The organism is Streptomyces sp. ITFR-6, from assembly GCF_031844725.1.
GTDB lineage: Bacteria > Actinomycetota > Actinomycetes > Streptomycetales > Streptomycetaceae > Streptomyces.
The window spans coordinates 7,314,653-7,327,635 of record NZ_CP134612.1 but is presented as its reverse complement, the minus strand read 5'-3'; the positions used below and the strand labels follow the sequence as shown (position 1 = coordinate 7,327,635).

Annotated in this window: 12 protein-coding genes; 6 read left to right on the top strand and 6 right to left on the bottom strand. The window is 72.2% G+C overall.

Annotated features, from left to right (window positions below; genetic code table 11):
• Positions 1 to 19 precede the first annotated feature (19 nt).
• The 4 genes from RLT59_RS33380 to RLT59_RS33365 all read right to left on the bottom strand — a co-directional run bounded on the left by RLT59_RS33380 (position 20) and on the right by RLT59_RS33365 (position 4,987).
• The gene (locus RLT59_RS33380; protein WP_311306840.1) at positions 20 to 940 is read right to left on the bottom strand and encodes a hypothetical protein; all 921 of its coding nucleotides are present in this window, start codon (positions 938 to 940) and stop codon (positions 20 to 22) included.
• Positions 941 to 1,101: 161 nt separating this feature from the next.
• The gene (locus RLT59_RS33375; protein WP_311306839.1) at positions 1,102 to 2,628 is read right to left on the bottom strand and encodes a hypothetical protein; all 1,527 of its coding nucleotides are present in this window, start codon (positions 2,626 to 2,628) and stop codon (positions 1,102 to 1,104) included.
• A 317-nt stretch (positions 2,629 to 2,945) separates the two neighbouring features.
• Positions 2,946 to 4,364 (bottom strand): HEAT repeat domain-containing protein, encoded by a 1,419-nt coding sequence (locus tag RLT59_RS33370; protein WP_311306838.1) that lies wholly within the window; start codon positions 4,362 to 4,364, stop codon positions 2,946 to 2,948.
• Between the two features lie 230 nt (positions 4,365 to 4,594).
• The gene (locus RLT59_RS33365; RefSeq protein ID WP_024493529.1) at positions 4,595 to 4,987 is read right to left on the bottom strand and encodes an ankyrin repeat domain-containing protein; all 393 of its coding nucleotides are present in this window, start codon (positions 4,985 to 4,987) and stop codon (positions 4,595 to 4,597) included.
• 313 nt (positions 4,988 to 5,300) lie between these two features.
• Here RLT59_RS33365 and RLT59_RS33360 point away from each other — a divergent pair, with 313 nt between their 5' ends.
• Both RLT59_RS33360 and RLT59_RS33355 read left to right on the top strand, forming a co-directional pair.
• Complete coding sequence (locus tag RLT59_RS33360; protein WP_018103962.1) at positions 5,301 to 5,495, top strand: hypothetical protein; 195 nt, start codon at positions 5,301 to 5,303, stop codon at positions 5,493 to 5,495.
• A gap of 38 nt (positions 5,496 to 5,533) precedes the next feature.
• Positions 5,534 to 7,126 carry a hypothetical protein gene (locus RLT59_RS33355; protein ID WP_311306837.1) on the top strand — a complete coding sequence of 531 codons (1,593 nt, stop codon included), beginning with the start codon at positions 5,534 to 5,536 and terminating at the stop codon, positions 7,124 to 7,126.
• A 38-nt stretch (positions 7,127 to 7,164) separates the two neighbouring features.
• On the opposite strand, the gene RLT59_RS33350 is transcribed toward RLT59_RS33355, so the two are convergent.
• Entirely contained in the window at positions 7,165 to 8,664 is a 1,500-nt protein-coding gene (locus tag RLT59_RS33350; RefSeq protein WP_311306836.1) for an SCO1417 family PLP biosynthesis transcription factor, read from the bottom strand.
• 101 nt (positions 8,665 to 8,765) lie between these two features.
• Here RLT59_RS33350 and RLT59_RS33345 point away from each other — a divergent pair, with 101 nt between their 5' ends.
• The 4 genes from RLT59_RS33345 to RLT59_RS33330 all read left to right on the top strand — a co-directional run bounded on the left by RLT59_RS33345 (position 8,766) and on the right by RLT59_RS33330 (position 12,258).
• Positions 8,766 to 9,431, top strand: a complete 666-nt coding sequence (locus tag RLT59_RS33345) for a membrane protein YczE (protein ID WP_311306835.1) — start codon at positions 8,766 to 8,768, stop codon at positions 9,429 to 9,431.
• Positions 9,428 to 10,192 (top strand): glycerophosphodiester phosphodiesterase family protein, encoded by a 765-nt coding sequence (locus RLT59_RS33340; protein WP_311306834.1) that lies wholly within the window; start codon positions 9,428 to 9,430, stop codon positions 10,190 to 10,192. Before RLT59_RS33345 ends, RLT59_RS33340 begins: the two co-directional genes overlap by 4 nt.
• Before the next feature lie 45 nt (positions 10,193 to 10,237).
• A complete protein-coding gene (locus tag RLT59_RS33335; RefSeq protein WP_311306833.1) occupies positions 10,238 to 11,608 on the top strand; it encodes an MFS transporter in 1,371 nt (456 codons plus the stop codon).
• 275 nt (positions 11,609 to 11,883) lie between these two features.
• Positions 11,884 to 12,258: an RNA polymerase-binding protein RbpA gene (locus tag RLT59_RS33330; RefSeq protein WP_003959706.1), complete on the top strand. Its 375-nt coding sequence runs from the start codon at positions 11,884 to 11,886 to the stop codon at positions 12,256 to 12,258.
• Positions 12,259 to 12,364: 106 nt separating this feature from the next.
• On the opposite strand, the gene fxsA is transcribed toward RLT59_RS33330, so the two are convergent.
• Complete coding sequence (gene fxsA / locus RLT59_RS33325; protein ID WP_311306832.1) at positions 12,365 to 12,940, bottom strand: FxsA family membrane protein; 576 nt, start codon at positions 12,938 to 12,940, stop codon at positions 12,365 to 12,367.
• Positions 12,941 to 12,983: the final 43 nt, after the last annotated feature.

Below are 12,983 nucleotides of genomic sequence, written 5' to 3'. Positions count from 1 at the left end.
GCGTCGGCGCTGGCGGCGGTCAGCCGTGGAAGGGCAGTCCGGCGTCGGCCGCCAGCTCCAGGTCGTCCGGGTCGGGTGGCGGCAGCAGCGTCGCCGCTCCGTCGGTGACCGGTACCACTCCCAGTTCCAGCAGTTCGGCCATGGCGGCGCCGCCCGCCATGTCGCGGACCTGGAGCTGGTAGCGGGCGGTGGTGCGGAAGGCGCCCCCGGCGTCGTCCCCGGTGCGCTGGAGGAAGCCGGAGTCGGTGAGGAAGGCGACGGCCTTGCCGACGATGCCGGTGGTGGACCCGGCCAGCCGCCGGGCATCCTTGGTCGCTCCGGTGGAGCTGCGCCGGGCGTAGATCCGCCAGCCGGCTTCCAGGCCGGGGGCGTCACTGGCCGGGTCGGTGTTGTCGCCGTGCTCTTCGGCGCGCTCCTCCAGGCGGTGGCACGCCTGGCGTACGAAGGCGTCGACGCCGTTGACGGTGATCCGGCCGATGTGGGCGTCGTCCGCGAGGTCCTCGGGGCGCGGGAAGGCCATCGCGGCGACGGCCAGGTGGGCGAGGCCGTGCAGGAAGCGGTCGGCGGAGTCCGGCGAGGCCCGGCGGGCGTAGTCGCCCATGCGCACCGCGAAGACCGATTCCTCGCCCGCCGTGACGGCCATGCCCGCCCGGGTCGAGACCTCCAGCACGATGAGGCCGAGTCCGGTCGCGACGGCGTCCGCGAGCCGGCCGAAGGCGGGCTCCTCCCGGTAGCGGCGCAGCAGTTCGGCGTACTCGGCGTCGCGGGCGGGCAGCAGCTTGGGCTGGAGCCCGAACGCCACGAGCCGGGAGGCGTCGGCGGCATCGGCCGGGGTGACCGGGGCGGGGGCGGACTGCGGCGCGGACGCGGCCCGGTCCGCGGGGTACGCGGCGCTCTGCTCGCTCCACGCGTCGGCGTGCTCTGCGCGGTGGTCGCTCACGACGGGCGCTCCTTGCTCCGGACGGACTTCGATACGGGACGGACTGGCTTCGCTACGGGACGGACGGACTTCGATACGGAACGGACGGGCCTCGGCGCGGGACGCGCGGGCTCGGGCACGGGGTGGACAGGCCTGGGTACGGGGGGCGGGGACCGGCGCCCTCACGCCGCCTCCGTGCGGTCCGCGGCCGCACCCGCCGCGTCCAGCAGGGCCGTGCCGACGATCAGGTCGGCCCCGCCGAATTCGGGGTCCTCCAGCTGGGTCCCGTCGTCGACGGAGAAGAGCAGGCGGCGCTCTCCCTGCCGGTACGCCGTGCCGACCGGCGGGCTAGCCGCGTGCACCGCGAGCAGGGCGACCAGGTAGGGCAGGTCCGCGTCGCGCCGTCTGGCCTCGGCCAGCAGCCCGGAGAGGCGGCGCGGCGCGTCGGGCTCCAGGTCGAGCAGTTCCATGGCGCTCGCCAACTGCTCCTCACTGAACCGGCTGTCGGCCGGGGTGGCGATCAGGTCGGGCTCCGGCATCTCGGCGCCCAGGTGTTCACGCTCCAGGGACGGAATGAGCAGCATGTCGACCAGGTCGCCCACCCGTACCGAGGTGGGGGTGCGCAGTCCCGTGCCGTGGGCGAAGAACGCGTCGGTGGCGCGGATCGACTGCTCGACGGGGAGCGGCAGCAGGGGCGCCAGCAGCTGTCCGTAGAGGTCGAGGCCGGTGCGGGCGGCCGGTGCGGCGAACGCCTGCCGGTCCTGCTCGGCGCGGAACAGCGGTCCGGCCTCCAGCAGCCGGGACTGCAGCTGGGTGTGGCGGCGAATGCAGTCCTTGACGATGTCGACGAGCTCGGCGGCACGGCGCTTGTGCTCGGGCTCCTCCGCCTCGTCACGGGCCTTGCGGATGTTGGTGAGGATGGCGTTCTCGTGGCGGTAGCGGTCGGCTACGTGGTCCAGCGCCTCCGCGATCATGTCGGGCACGGCGTTCAGCCAGTCGACCGCGCGGACGTTGCGCCGGGTCGCGTCGAGCGTCTTGCGGAGGGTCTCCGCGTACTGCACGGTCCGGTAGCGGGCCTGCTCGGCGGCGAGTTGGGCGTCGGCGAGGCGGCCCCGGCTGATCAGGACCTCCAGCTTCACCTCCGCGGCGATCTGCGCGCTGGTGACGTCCGTGTCGAGGGCGCCGACCAGGACGTTGACGGCCTCGTCGGTGGCCCGCAGATAGACGCTGCCGCCGTAGCCGGGGACCTCCTCGATCAGCTTGAAGTCGTAGTCCCGGCGGACGTATGTGCCGTCCGGCCCGAAGGTGCCGTAGACGGCCCGGAAGCCCCGGTCCACGCTGCCGACGTTGATCAGGTTCTCCAGCACCCAGCGCGCGACGCGTTCGTGCTCGGCGGTTGGGCGGTACGGAGCCTGCGCGGCGACGCGCGGGAGGAGTCTGGCCACTATCTGGTCGTGGTCCGCGCCGGTGTCGAAGTCCATGTTGAGCGTGACGTGGTCGATCGCGGCGAGCGCGACCTCGGCCATCGCGTAGACCGTGTACTCACCGGCCAGGTTCGCCTTGCGCACGTCGAGGTCGTGCAGCGGCGCCGTGCAGGCGAGGGCGCGCAGCCGCCGCGAGAGCCCCTCGTCGGCGGCCGGGCCCGGTGCGGGCCGGGGCCCCGCGCTGAGCTGCGGCGCAGCGTTTTCCGTATAGGCAGGCGAAGTCACGCTGCACAGATTAGGTCCTCGCACTGACAACGGTCGAAACGGCGCAGAAGCGGCTGGTTGCCCCGGAGTCGGTCACGGGAGTCGGTCACGCCTGCCGGACGGCTCGCAGAACCCGGCTGCTCACAGAACGGAGGCGGCTCACAGAACCCGGCTGCTCACAGGACCAGGGCGGCTCACAGGGCCCGGACGGCCGCACGGGCCCCGGACGGCTCACAGGGCCGGAATGCCTCTGCGGAAACCGGCGGACGGCTTCACGGGACCCCGGAGGTGTCGCGCCGCGCGCCCCCGACGCGCAACGCCCAGCTGTTCGTACCCGGTCAGACGGCGGAGGCGTCCGGACCGATCCTGCTGCGTACCGCGGTCTGCACCTCGGCCTCCTCCGCCGGGTCGGCGGCCAGCCGGCGCAGCCGCTCGGCCACCCTGATGTCGCCGGTCTCCGCATGGCGTGCGGCGACCTCCCGGGTCGTCTCCTCGCAGTCCCACAGGCACTCGACGGCGAAGCCGGTGGCGAAGGAGGGATCGGTGGCGGCCAGTGCGCGGGCGGCCCTGCCCCGCAGGTGGGAGGAGGACGTCTCCCGGTAGACGTGGCGCAGGACAGGGGCGGCGCAGGCGATACCCAGCCGTCCGGTGCCGTCGACCAGGGTCCACAGGCGCAGCGCGTCCGGCCCGTCGCCGCGCACGGCTTCGCGCAGGGCGCCGAGGACCAGTGAGGCGTCCTGTGCGCCGCCCCGGCCGGCCAGCACCCCGGCTGCCGAGGCACCGAGGGCGTCCGGCCTGCGGGCCCAGCGCCGCGCGCGGTCGACGGCCGCTTCGCCGCACATCCGCTCGAAGGCGGCGACGGCCGCGTCGGCGACGGTGCGCGAGGAGCTGACCGCCGCGGCCTCGATCAGGTCGAGCACGACCGGGTCCTGCGCCTCGGCCAGATAGTGCAGGGCGGCGCAACGGGCACCGTCGGGGCCACTGCGGGCGGCCTCGACGATCTCGGGCCGGTCCTCCGGTCCCGCGACGGCGGAGAGGCAGCGGGCGGCCGGTACATGGAGTTCGCTGCCTCGGTCGAGCCCCTCTTGGGCCCAGTCGAAGACGGCCTGGACGCTCCAGCCGGGGCGGGGTCCTCCGGGCCGCATCTGCCGCTGCCAGCGGTCGAACGAGCCCTGTTCCGAGGCGGCCCTGACCCGGGCGCCGACCGCTTCGCGCGGATCGTCGGCCCAGAGCCGCCAGGGCCGGGGCTCGAAGGCGTCGCGCACGGCGGCGGCCAGCTCGGCGGAGCCCTCCGCGTCGGTGCCGAAGCGGGCGAGCACGGGCACGGCGAGGGACCGCAGACCGGCGTCGTCGTCGCGCAGCGCCAGCTCGTCCAGGGCCCAGGCCCAGTTGGAGCCGGTCGCGGCGTAGCGCCGGAGCAGGGCGAGGGCGTCGTCGCGTCCGTAGGAGGCGAGGTGGCCGAGTACGGCCAGGGCGAGGCCGGTCCGTGACTCGTCGGTATCCAGATGGTCGTCGGGATCACCGAGGTGGCGCTCGATCTCCTCGATGCCGCCGTCGAGGTCGAGATAGAGACGGGCGTAGTAGAGGGAGCGGTTCTCCACCTGCCAGTCGTGACGCGGATCGCTCAGGACGCAGTGGTTGAGAGCCGCCAGGGCCTCGGGGCGCGGTGCGGCGAGCGCGTGGAGCGTGCCGTCGCCGCGGCCCCTCTGCAGCAGGCCGAGCAGGGTGCCGCTCGGCGCTATGAACGGATCAAACATGGGGAGAGCCTCACATCAAGCTGTCGACGCAACCGGGGACTGTGCAGTTCCATGTGCAGGTGCCGTGCCATGGGGGGGCACTACATCGCGCAGCAACATGATCGGCCGACCGCCGTCTTCTGCCTGGTGCAGACCATCTTCCCGCCTCTCGTCGGTGGCCCGAATCGGGCCCGCGACGTCATGATGACCCACCCATTTCGCCACCGCGACCACATTTACGGCGGACCCGGTCAGCGGGAACCGAAGAGTTCCAGCAGGTCGGCCTTGCCGAACATGCGTGCGGTGTCCAGGGCGGAGGGTGTTCCGGCCGCTGGATCGGCCCCTGCGGCGAGCAGCGCCGCGATCACCGCGTCCTCACCCTTGAAGACGGCTCCGGCGAGCGGTGTCTGCCCCCGGTCGTTGGCCCGGTCCGGATCCGCGCCGCGTCCGGTCAGTGCCGTGACCGCGGGGGCGTGTCCGTGATAGGCGGCGAGCATCAGCAGCGAGTCGCCCCGGTCGTTGGTGAGGTTCACCGGAACTCCGGCGTCGACGTAGGCCGCGAGCGCGTCGGTGTCGCCGTGGCGCGCCAGGTCGAAGACCTTGGTGGCCAGCTCAACCACCTCGGGATCAGGGGTTTCGCTCATCGGGGGGCCGTCCTTCCTTTAACCGTTCGCTCCGCCGCCGGGCTGCGGGGGGATGCGTCTTGAGGCCGTACGAGTGAATCGACAGGGTACTGCCCGGACGCGTACCCGGCCCGGGTCACCCATGGCAGAAGATCGCGTCGAGTGACGACGGAGCGATGCGCGGCACCGAAAACCGCCCTGGCCTGCACTTCACTGTCCGCCAGTCCAGTGAAAAATCCCACTTTTCACCCCCTTGCACCTTTTATCCTATAGATACTTCCGGTGAGCCTGGAAGGACTCATGGTGACTGTCCCCCCAACCAGGAGAACCACTCATGATCCTTTCCATGTCAGGCGTCGTCATCCTCGGCATCATCGTCTTCCTGTTCTTCAGGAAGGACGGCCTCAAGGCTTCGCACGCCCTCGTCACCGCCCTGTTCGGCTTCTACCTGGCCGGCACCGCCATCGCACCGAGCATCACCGCGGGCGGCGCGAGCCTCGCCGGACTCCTCGGCGGGATCAAGTTCTGACGTTCCGCTCCCGCTCCCACCCCCTTCAGGAGACAGACGTGGCCCGGCGACCACTCCCCCGCATTCTGAGCAGCGGCAGCGCTTCGATCACTCGCAGTCGCGAGTTCGCGCGCACGGCCGCCGACAGCGCCACCGATGTCCTCCATCCGCTGATCATGATCACTCGTGGTCTGCGGCTGCTGGCGGGTGCAGGACGGCAGAAGTGGGCCGCGACGCCCAAGGAACGGCGTGGTCCCACCCTGTTCCTCGTCGCGGCCTGCGTACTCGTGGTCGCGCTCGTCCCCTACGGGTCCGTCATGGCCCTGGTCACGGTGATGGGCGCCGCCGCGTGGAAGGGACGTCAGCGCACTCCCGTCAGAACCGGCCCGGACGAGGCGGAGACCGGACGCCTGCGGTCCCTGTACGAGGCGCTCGTGCCGTACTTCTCGACGGCCGAGGACCCCAGTCCGCTGTTCGCCCACGGCGGCGACTGGGACCAGGTCTTCAGCGACTACACGTTCGACGCCGACGGGCGGATCTCCCGGCTCACGGTGGCCTACCCGGCGTACTTCACCGACAGCGAGGCCGCCTCCCGCGCCCGGATCGAGCAGCTGCTGCACGCCAAGTCGGGCCGGGGCCGCGAGTACCGCTTCAGCTGGGACGAGGAGGGCAACCGGCTCGTCATGAGCGTGCTCGACGCCCTGCCCACCTCGATCACCGCCCAGCGCTTCGTCACCGCCCCCGGCGAGACCGTCCTCGGCTTCACGGACGAGGACGCGGTGCGGCGTACCGTCCCGGTGACCGACGGCGAGGAGACCCGGGACGCGCCGGGCGTCGTCTGGCGGACCGGCGCACGCACCACGGAGCCGCATCTGCTGGCGGTCGGCCAGCCAGGCAGCGGCACCACAACACTGATGCGCTCCATCGCCCTCCAGGCACTCCAGCAGGGCGACATCCTGATCATCGAGGGCAGCGGCATCGGCGAGTACGCCTGCTTCAACGGCCGCGAAGGCGTGCTGGCCGTGGAGTGCGGGGCCGCCGGGGCGCTGGCCACCCTGGAATGGGCGGCGCAGGAGACGGAGCGCCGGCTGTTCGAGGCCAACCGGGCCCGGCAGTCCGGCGACGCCGTCCCCGAGGACACCAGGCGCCCGCTCTGGATCCTGCTTGACCGGCCCAGCGTGCTCGGCCACCTGGCCGCCGCCGGCGGCGGGCCCGACCCGCAGGAACTGCTCCAGGTCCCGCTGCGGCACGGCAGGGCCGCCAACGTCACCGTGGTGATGGCCGAGCAGTTCGACAGCCTGGACGGCCTGAGCGACACCGTGCGCAACCACACCCGGGCCAGGGTGGTCCTCGGCCACTGCTCACCCGCCCAGATCGAATCCGTGCTGGGAATCGAGCCGCACACCACACCGACCCTGGACGTCCCGCCCGGCCGCGGGTACGCCCGGCTCGGCACCGGCCCGGTGCTGCGCGTCCAGGTGCCGGCCACGCCCGATCCCTACGACGACGCGACCGGCGAGGCGCAGCGGCAGACGGTGCTGGGCCTGCTGCCCGAACGGCGGACCGCGATCGAGGCGACCGCCCCCGCCCCGGAACCGGCGCGGACCACGGCGGTTCCCGTCGCCATGGAGTCCGTTGCCGTCAGCGACTGAGGCTCCCCTCGGGCGAGACGTACGGGAGGGCCCGCGGATCAGGCGACGAACGTCCGGGGCGCCTCCGCGCCCGCTCCCGCCCCCGAACCAACGAGCTTGGCGGCGGCCGCGAGCCGCAGGGCCGCCTCGTCCGCGACCGGCCCCCCGACCGTGAACGGCAGCCGTACGTACCCCTCGAAGGCGCCGTCGACCCCGAACCGGGGCCCGGACGGCACCCGCACCCCGACCCGCTCCCCGGCCACCGCGAGCCGCGAACCGGAGAGGCCGCCGGTGCGCACCCAGAGCGTCAGGCCGCCGCGCGGTACGACGAACTCCCAGTCGGGCAGCTCCCGCCGCACGGCTGTGACCAGCGCGTCCCGGTTGCCCCGCGCCTGCTCCCGGCGGATCCGCACGGCCTCTTCCCAGCCTCCGGTGCGCATCAGCCAGTTGACGGCCAGCTGCTCCAGGACCGGAGTACCCATATCGGCGTAGGCGCGGGCCGCCACCAGGCTGCGGATGACGTCCGGCGCGGCGCGTACCCAGCCGATCCGCATGCCCGCCCAGAACGCCTTGCTGGCCGAACCGACGGTGAGCACGGTGCTGCCCGCCGGGTCGAAGGCGCAGACCCGGCGCGGCATCCGCACGTCCTCGTCCAGGTGCAGCTCGTTCATCGTCTCGTCGACGACCAGGACCGTTCCGGCCGAGCGGGCGGCGTCCACCAGCGCGCGCCGCCGGTCCTCGTCGGCCAGCGCCCCGGTGGGGTTGTGGAAGTCCGCGACGACGTACGCGAGCCGGGGGGCCGCGTCCCGCAGCACCTGGCGCCAGCGGTTCATGTCCCAGCCGCCGAGCCCCTCCTCCATGGCCACCGGCACCAGCCGGGCGCCCGCCTCCCGCATCAGCTGGAGGATGTTGGCGTAGCTCGGGGACTCCACCGCGATCCGTTCCCCGCGGCCCGCGAAGAGGTGGCAGATGGCATCGATAGCGCCCATCGCACCGGTGGTGACCATGATCTGCTCGGGCATCGTGGGGATGCCGTCGGCGGTGTACCGGTCGGCGATCATCTGCCGCAGCGCGGGCAGCCCGGCCGGGTAGTCGCCGTGTGTGTGCGCGTACGGGGCCAGCTCCTCCAGGGCGCCCTGGACGGCCCTGGTGAGCCACGGTTCGGGGGCGGGCAGCGAGGCGCAGCCCAGGTCGATCATCGAGCCGAGCGCCTCCGGGGGCAGCGGCTCCAGGCCCCGGGCGGGCAGCGGGTTGCCGGCCGGTACCGCCGTCCAGCTGCCGGCCCCGCGCCGGGACTCCAGGAACCCTTCGGCCCGCAGCGCCTCGTAGGCCGCGGCGACCGTCGTACGGCTGACGGCCAGGGCGAGCGCCAGTTCCCGTTCCGCGGGCAGCCGGGCGGCGACCGGGACCCGGCCCTCCAGGACGAGCAGCCGGATGCCGTCGGCGAGCGCGCGGTAGGCCGGTGGCCTGCGGTTGCCGGGGCCCGTCGGCCTGGGCTGCTGGGCGTGGAGCTGCCGGGCGAGCTGAGCGGCACCGACCGCCGATGTCCACTGGGCCATGAGAATCAGTCCACCTTCCTCCGATTGGCCATGGTTGGCGGCCAATCCGCTGCCACAGAGTGACACGCGGCAGTCCACTATCACTACACCAGGGGGCCCACTTGTCCACCACCACCGCCGTCCGGCAGCGAACGCACCTCACCCGCCGGCTGATCCAGCTGTACGCGGGGCTGGCGCTGTACGGGGCGAGCTCAGCGCTGTTGGTCGTCGCCGGTCTCGGTCTGGAGCCGTGGGGAGTGCTGCACCAGGGACTCGCCGAGCGCACCGGGATCACCATCGGGGTCGTCTCGATCATCATCGGCGCGATCGTGCTGCTGCTGTGGATCCCGCTCCGGCAGCGGCCGGGACTGGGCACCGTCTCGAACGTCTTCGCCGTCGGGATCGCGATGGACGGCACGCTGGCCCTCGTCCCCGATGTGCACGGGCTCGCCGCGCGGGCCGGGGTGATGGTGGCGGGCATCGTCCTGAACGGTGTGGCGACGGGGCTGTACATCGCCGCCCGGTTCGGCCCCGGGCCGCGCGACGGGCTCATGACCGGGCTGCACCGGCGCACCGGCCGCTCCATCCGACTCGTCCGCACGGCGATCGAGGCGGCCGTCGTGGCGACCGGGTTCCTGCTCGGCGGCTCCCTCGGCATCGGGACGGTCCTCTACGCCCTGGCGATCGGCCCGCTCGCCCAGTTCTTCCTGCGCTTCTTCGCGATCCCGGACAACGGCCGCCCCACGGCCGCCACCCCGCCGTCCGGGCAGGCGATACTGCGGCGGTGACTTCCGTACGCCATCCCTACCTGGACCACCCCGCCCCGCTCGCGTTCGCCCACCGGGGCGGTTCGGCGGACGGGATCGAGAACACCGCGGCGGCGTTCCGCCGGGCCGAAGAGGCCGGGTACCGCTACTTCGAGACCGATGTGCACGCCTCGGCGGACGGCCGCCTGGTGGCCTTCCACGACGCCACCCTGGACCGGGTGACGGATGCCGGGGGCCGGATATCGGAACTGCCGTGGAGCGAGATACGGCGGGCCCGGGTGGCGGGCCGGGAACCGCTGCCGCTGTTCGAGGAACTGCTGGAGGCGTTCCCGCAGGCGCACTGGAACGTGGACATCAAGGCCGGGCCCGCCCTTGAGCCGCTGGTGGACCTGATCCGCCGGGCGGACGCCTGGGACCGCGTGTGCGTCGGCTCGTTCTCCGAGGCCAGGGTCGCCAGGGCGCACCGACTGGCGGGGCCCCGGCTGGCCACCTCCTACGGAGTGCGCGGGGTACTGGGTCTGCGGCTGCGCTCATACGGGATTCCGGCGGCGCTGCGCGCCGGCGCGGTGTGCGCCCAGGTACCGGAGAGCCAGGGCGGCATCCGGGTCGTGGATCGGCGCTTCGTACGGGAGGCGCACGCGCGGGGACTCCAGGTGCACGTCTGGACGGTCAACGAACCGGAGCGGATGGCAGCGCTCCTGGACCTCGGCGTGGATGGCATCATGACCGATCACATCGAGACGCTGCGCACGGTGCTGAGCGAGCGGGGGGCCTGGGCCTGACGCCGGCCCGGTGACGTCTCCACGGGGAGAGACGAGGGGTGCGCGATGAGTGCCGAGACGACGGACGCCGCCGAACCGGCCCGGGACACGCCCGGGGCGGCCGACCCCGCTGAACGCCGGCGCCAGCAGCGGGGCTGGTACTTCTACGACTTCGCCTGTTCCGTCTACTCGACGAGCGTCGTCACGGTGTTCCTGGGTCCGTATCTGACCTCGGTCGCCAAGGCCGCCGCCGACGCCGACGGCTACGTCCGGCCGCTCGGCATCCCGATCCGTGCCGGGTCGCTGTTCGCGTACACGATCTCGGCATCCCTCGTCGTCGCGGTGATCCTGATGCCGATCGTGGGCGCGGCCGCCGACCGTACGGGCCGCAAGAAGCCGCTGCTGGCGGCGGCCGCCTATGTGGGCGCCACCGCCACCGCCGCGATGTTCTTCCTGGACGGCACCCGCTACCTGCTCGGCGCGTTCCTGCTCATCGTGGCGAATGCCGCGATATCCGTGTCGATGGTCCTCTACAACGCCTATCTGCCGCAGATCTCGGAGCCCGACGAACGCGACGCGGTCTCCTCACGCGGCTGGGCCTTCGGCTACACCTCCGGGGCGCTGGTCCTGGTCCTCAACCTGGTCCTCTACACGGGCCACGACTCCTTCGGCCTGTCCGAGTCGGACGCCGTCCGGATCTGCCTGGCATCGGCCGGTGTCTGGTGGGGCGCCTTCACCGTCGTACCGCTGCGCCGGCTGCGCGACCGGCAGGTGGCGCCGGGGCACGGGGCGGTCGGGTCCGGGTGGGGGCAGCTGATGGCGACCCTGCGCGACATGCGCCGCCACCCGCTCACCCTCTCCTTCCTGCTGGCGTACCTCGTCTACAACGACGGCGTGCAGACGGTGATCTCCCAGGCCTCGGTGTACGGCTCCGAGGAGCTGGGCCTCGACCAGACGACGCTGATCACCGCCGTCCTGCTGGTCCAGATCCTCGCGGTGGCCGGAGCGCTGGGCATGGGCCGGCTGGCCCGGGTGTACGGCGCGAAGCGCACGATCCTCGCGTCCCTGGTCGTCTGGACCCTGATCCTGGTCGCCGGATACTTCCTGCCGGCCGACGCGCCGGTGTTCTTCTACGCGCTGGCCGCGGCGATCGGTCTGGTCCTCGGCGGCAGCCAGGCCCTGTCGCGCTCGCTCTACTCGCATCTGGTGCCGCGCGGCAAGGAGGCCGAGTACTTCTCGGCGTACGAGATGAGCGACCGCGGACTGAGCTGGCTGGGGCCACTCGTGTTCGGTCTCGCCTACCAGCTGACCGGCAGTTACCGGGACGCGATCATCTCGTTGGTGATCTTCTTCGTGGCCGGTTCGGTACTGCTCGCGAGGGTGCAGGTCCGGCGGGCCGTGACGGCGGCGGGGAATCCCGTTCCCGAACGGATTTAGACGTTGAAGCAAAAGGCCGGTAGTGTACGCCTTTGGCCTGCCCGGAGGACCGTCACTGCCAGTGGAAGAATCCAAACCGTTGGGTGACAACTTCTGCCAGATGTGACAAACCGGGCATTGGCGGGTACTTGAACCCTGGCAAACCTGAATACTCAGCGGCACGACGGGCGACGCATGACCGGCAACGGGAATCTTTGCCGCCGACCGGACGTTGAGCCGGATGACGACGACAGCGACATTTGTCCTGTGGGCGACAAGCCCGGGAGGCACGATTCATGAGTGAGCGAGCTCTCCGCGGCACGCGACTTGTGGTTACCAGCTACGAGACGGACCGCGGCATCGATCTGGCCCCGCGCCAGGCGGTGGAGTACGCATGCCAGAACGGACATCGATTTGAGATGCCGTTCTCGGTAGAGGCGGAAATTCCGCCGGAGTGGGAGTGCAAGGCGTGTGGCGCCCAGGCACTCCTGGTTGACGGGGATGGCCCCGAGGAGAAGAAGGGCAAGCCTGCGCGTACGCACTGGGACATGCTCATGGAGCGGCGCACACGCGAGGAGCTGGAGGAGGTGCTGGCCGAGAGGCTGGCGGTTCTGCGCTCCGGAGCCATGAATATCGCCGTGCATCCGCGGGACAGCAGGAAGTCTGCTTGACCGCGTAGCACAGCACCGAGACAGAGCTGCGGGCCGCGACACCTCGTGTGTCGCGGCCCGCAGCTCTGTCTCGCACGCCTTGACGGGCGTCAAGGCGTGCGAGGGGTTACGGCGTCAGGGGTGGGCGGGGGTTCTCGTCCGGACGCGAGGGGTCCTCGCGGATCACCTCGCCCTGAACGACCTTTCCGTCCGGCCGGTGCATCCGGGCCTGCTGGAAGGCGTCCGAGAGGCCACCGGGGGCCGCCCTGCGCATCCGCCGGTCCAGCGAGCGCTCCGCGTACCTGCTGAGCGCGGAGCGGACCGGCGGCACCGCGAGCAGGAGCCCGGCGACGTCCGAGATCATCCCCGGGATCATGATCAGCAGCCCGCCGAGCATGAGGAAGCCGTTGCCCCTGCTGCTCGAAGGTGCGGGCGAGGAGCCGCTCGCACCCGGCTGCCCCGGCATCTGCTGGAGCGTCTCGGTGAGATTGCGGAAGGCCCGGCGGCCGGCCGCCTTCATCACCACGGCTCCGAGCACGACGCCCGCCGCCAGGAGCAGCAGGACGGTGAACCCGCCCGCCGCCTCCCCCACCACGATGAGCAGCCAGATCTCCAGCACCGCCCAGGCGGCGATGGCGAGAGGTACGAAGGTCCGGGCGCGTGAGCGCCGCCGGGCGGTCGGGGGCGGTGTGCCGGTCGTCATACCCCCAGTGTGCCTGGCAGCGCGTCCGGGCGCGGTAAGGGGT

What these genes read in the sequence shown, in the direction of transcription:
- RLT59_RS33370 (WP_311306838.1), bottom strand. Translation starts at nt 4,364, where the DNA reads ATGTTTGATCCGTTCATAGCGCCGAGCGGCACCCTGCTCGGCCTGCTG.
- RLT59_RS33365 (WP_024493529.1), bottom strand. Translation starts at nt 4,987, where the DNA reads ATGAGCGAAACCCCTGATCCCGAGGTGGTTGAGCTGGCCACCAAGGTC.
- RLT59_RS33360 (WP_018103962.1), top strand. Translation starts at nt 5,301, where the DNA reads ATGATCCTTTCCATGTCAGGCGTCGTCATCCTCGGCATCATCGTCTTC.
- RLT59_RS33350 (WP_311306836.1), bottom strand. Translation starts at nt 8,664, where the DNA reads ATGGCCCAGTGGACATCGGCGGTCGGTGCCGCTCAGCTCGCCCGGCAG.
- RLT59_RS33335 (WP_311306833.1), top strand. Translation starts at nt 10,238, where the DNA reads ATGAGTGCCGAGACGACGGACGCCGCCGAACCGGCCCGGGACACGCCC.
- RLT59_RS33330 (WP_003959706.1), top strand. Translation starts at nt 11,884, where the DNA reads ATGAGTGAGCGAGCTCTCCGCGGCACGCGACTTGTGGTTACCAGCTAC.
- fxsA (WP_311306832.1), bottom strand. Translation starts at nt 12,940, where the DNA reads ATGACGACCGGCACACCGCCCCCGACCGCCCGGCGGCGCTCACGCGCC.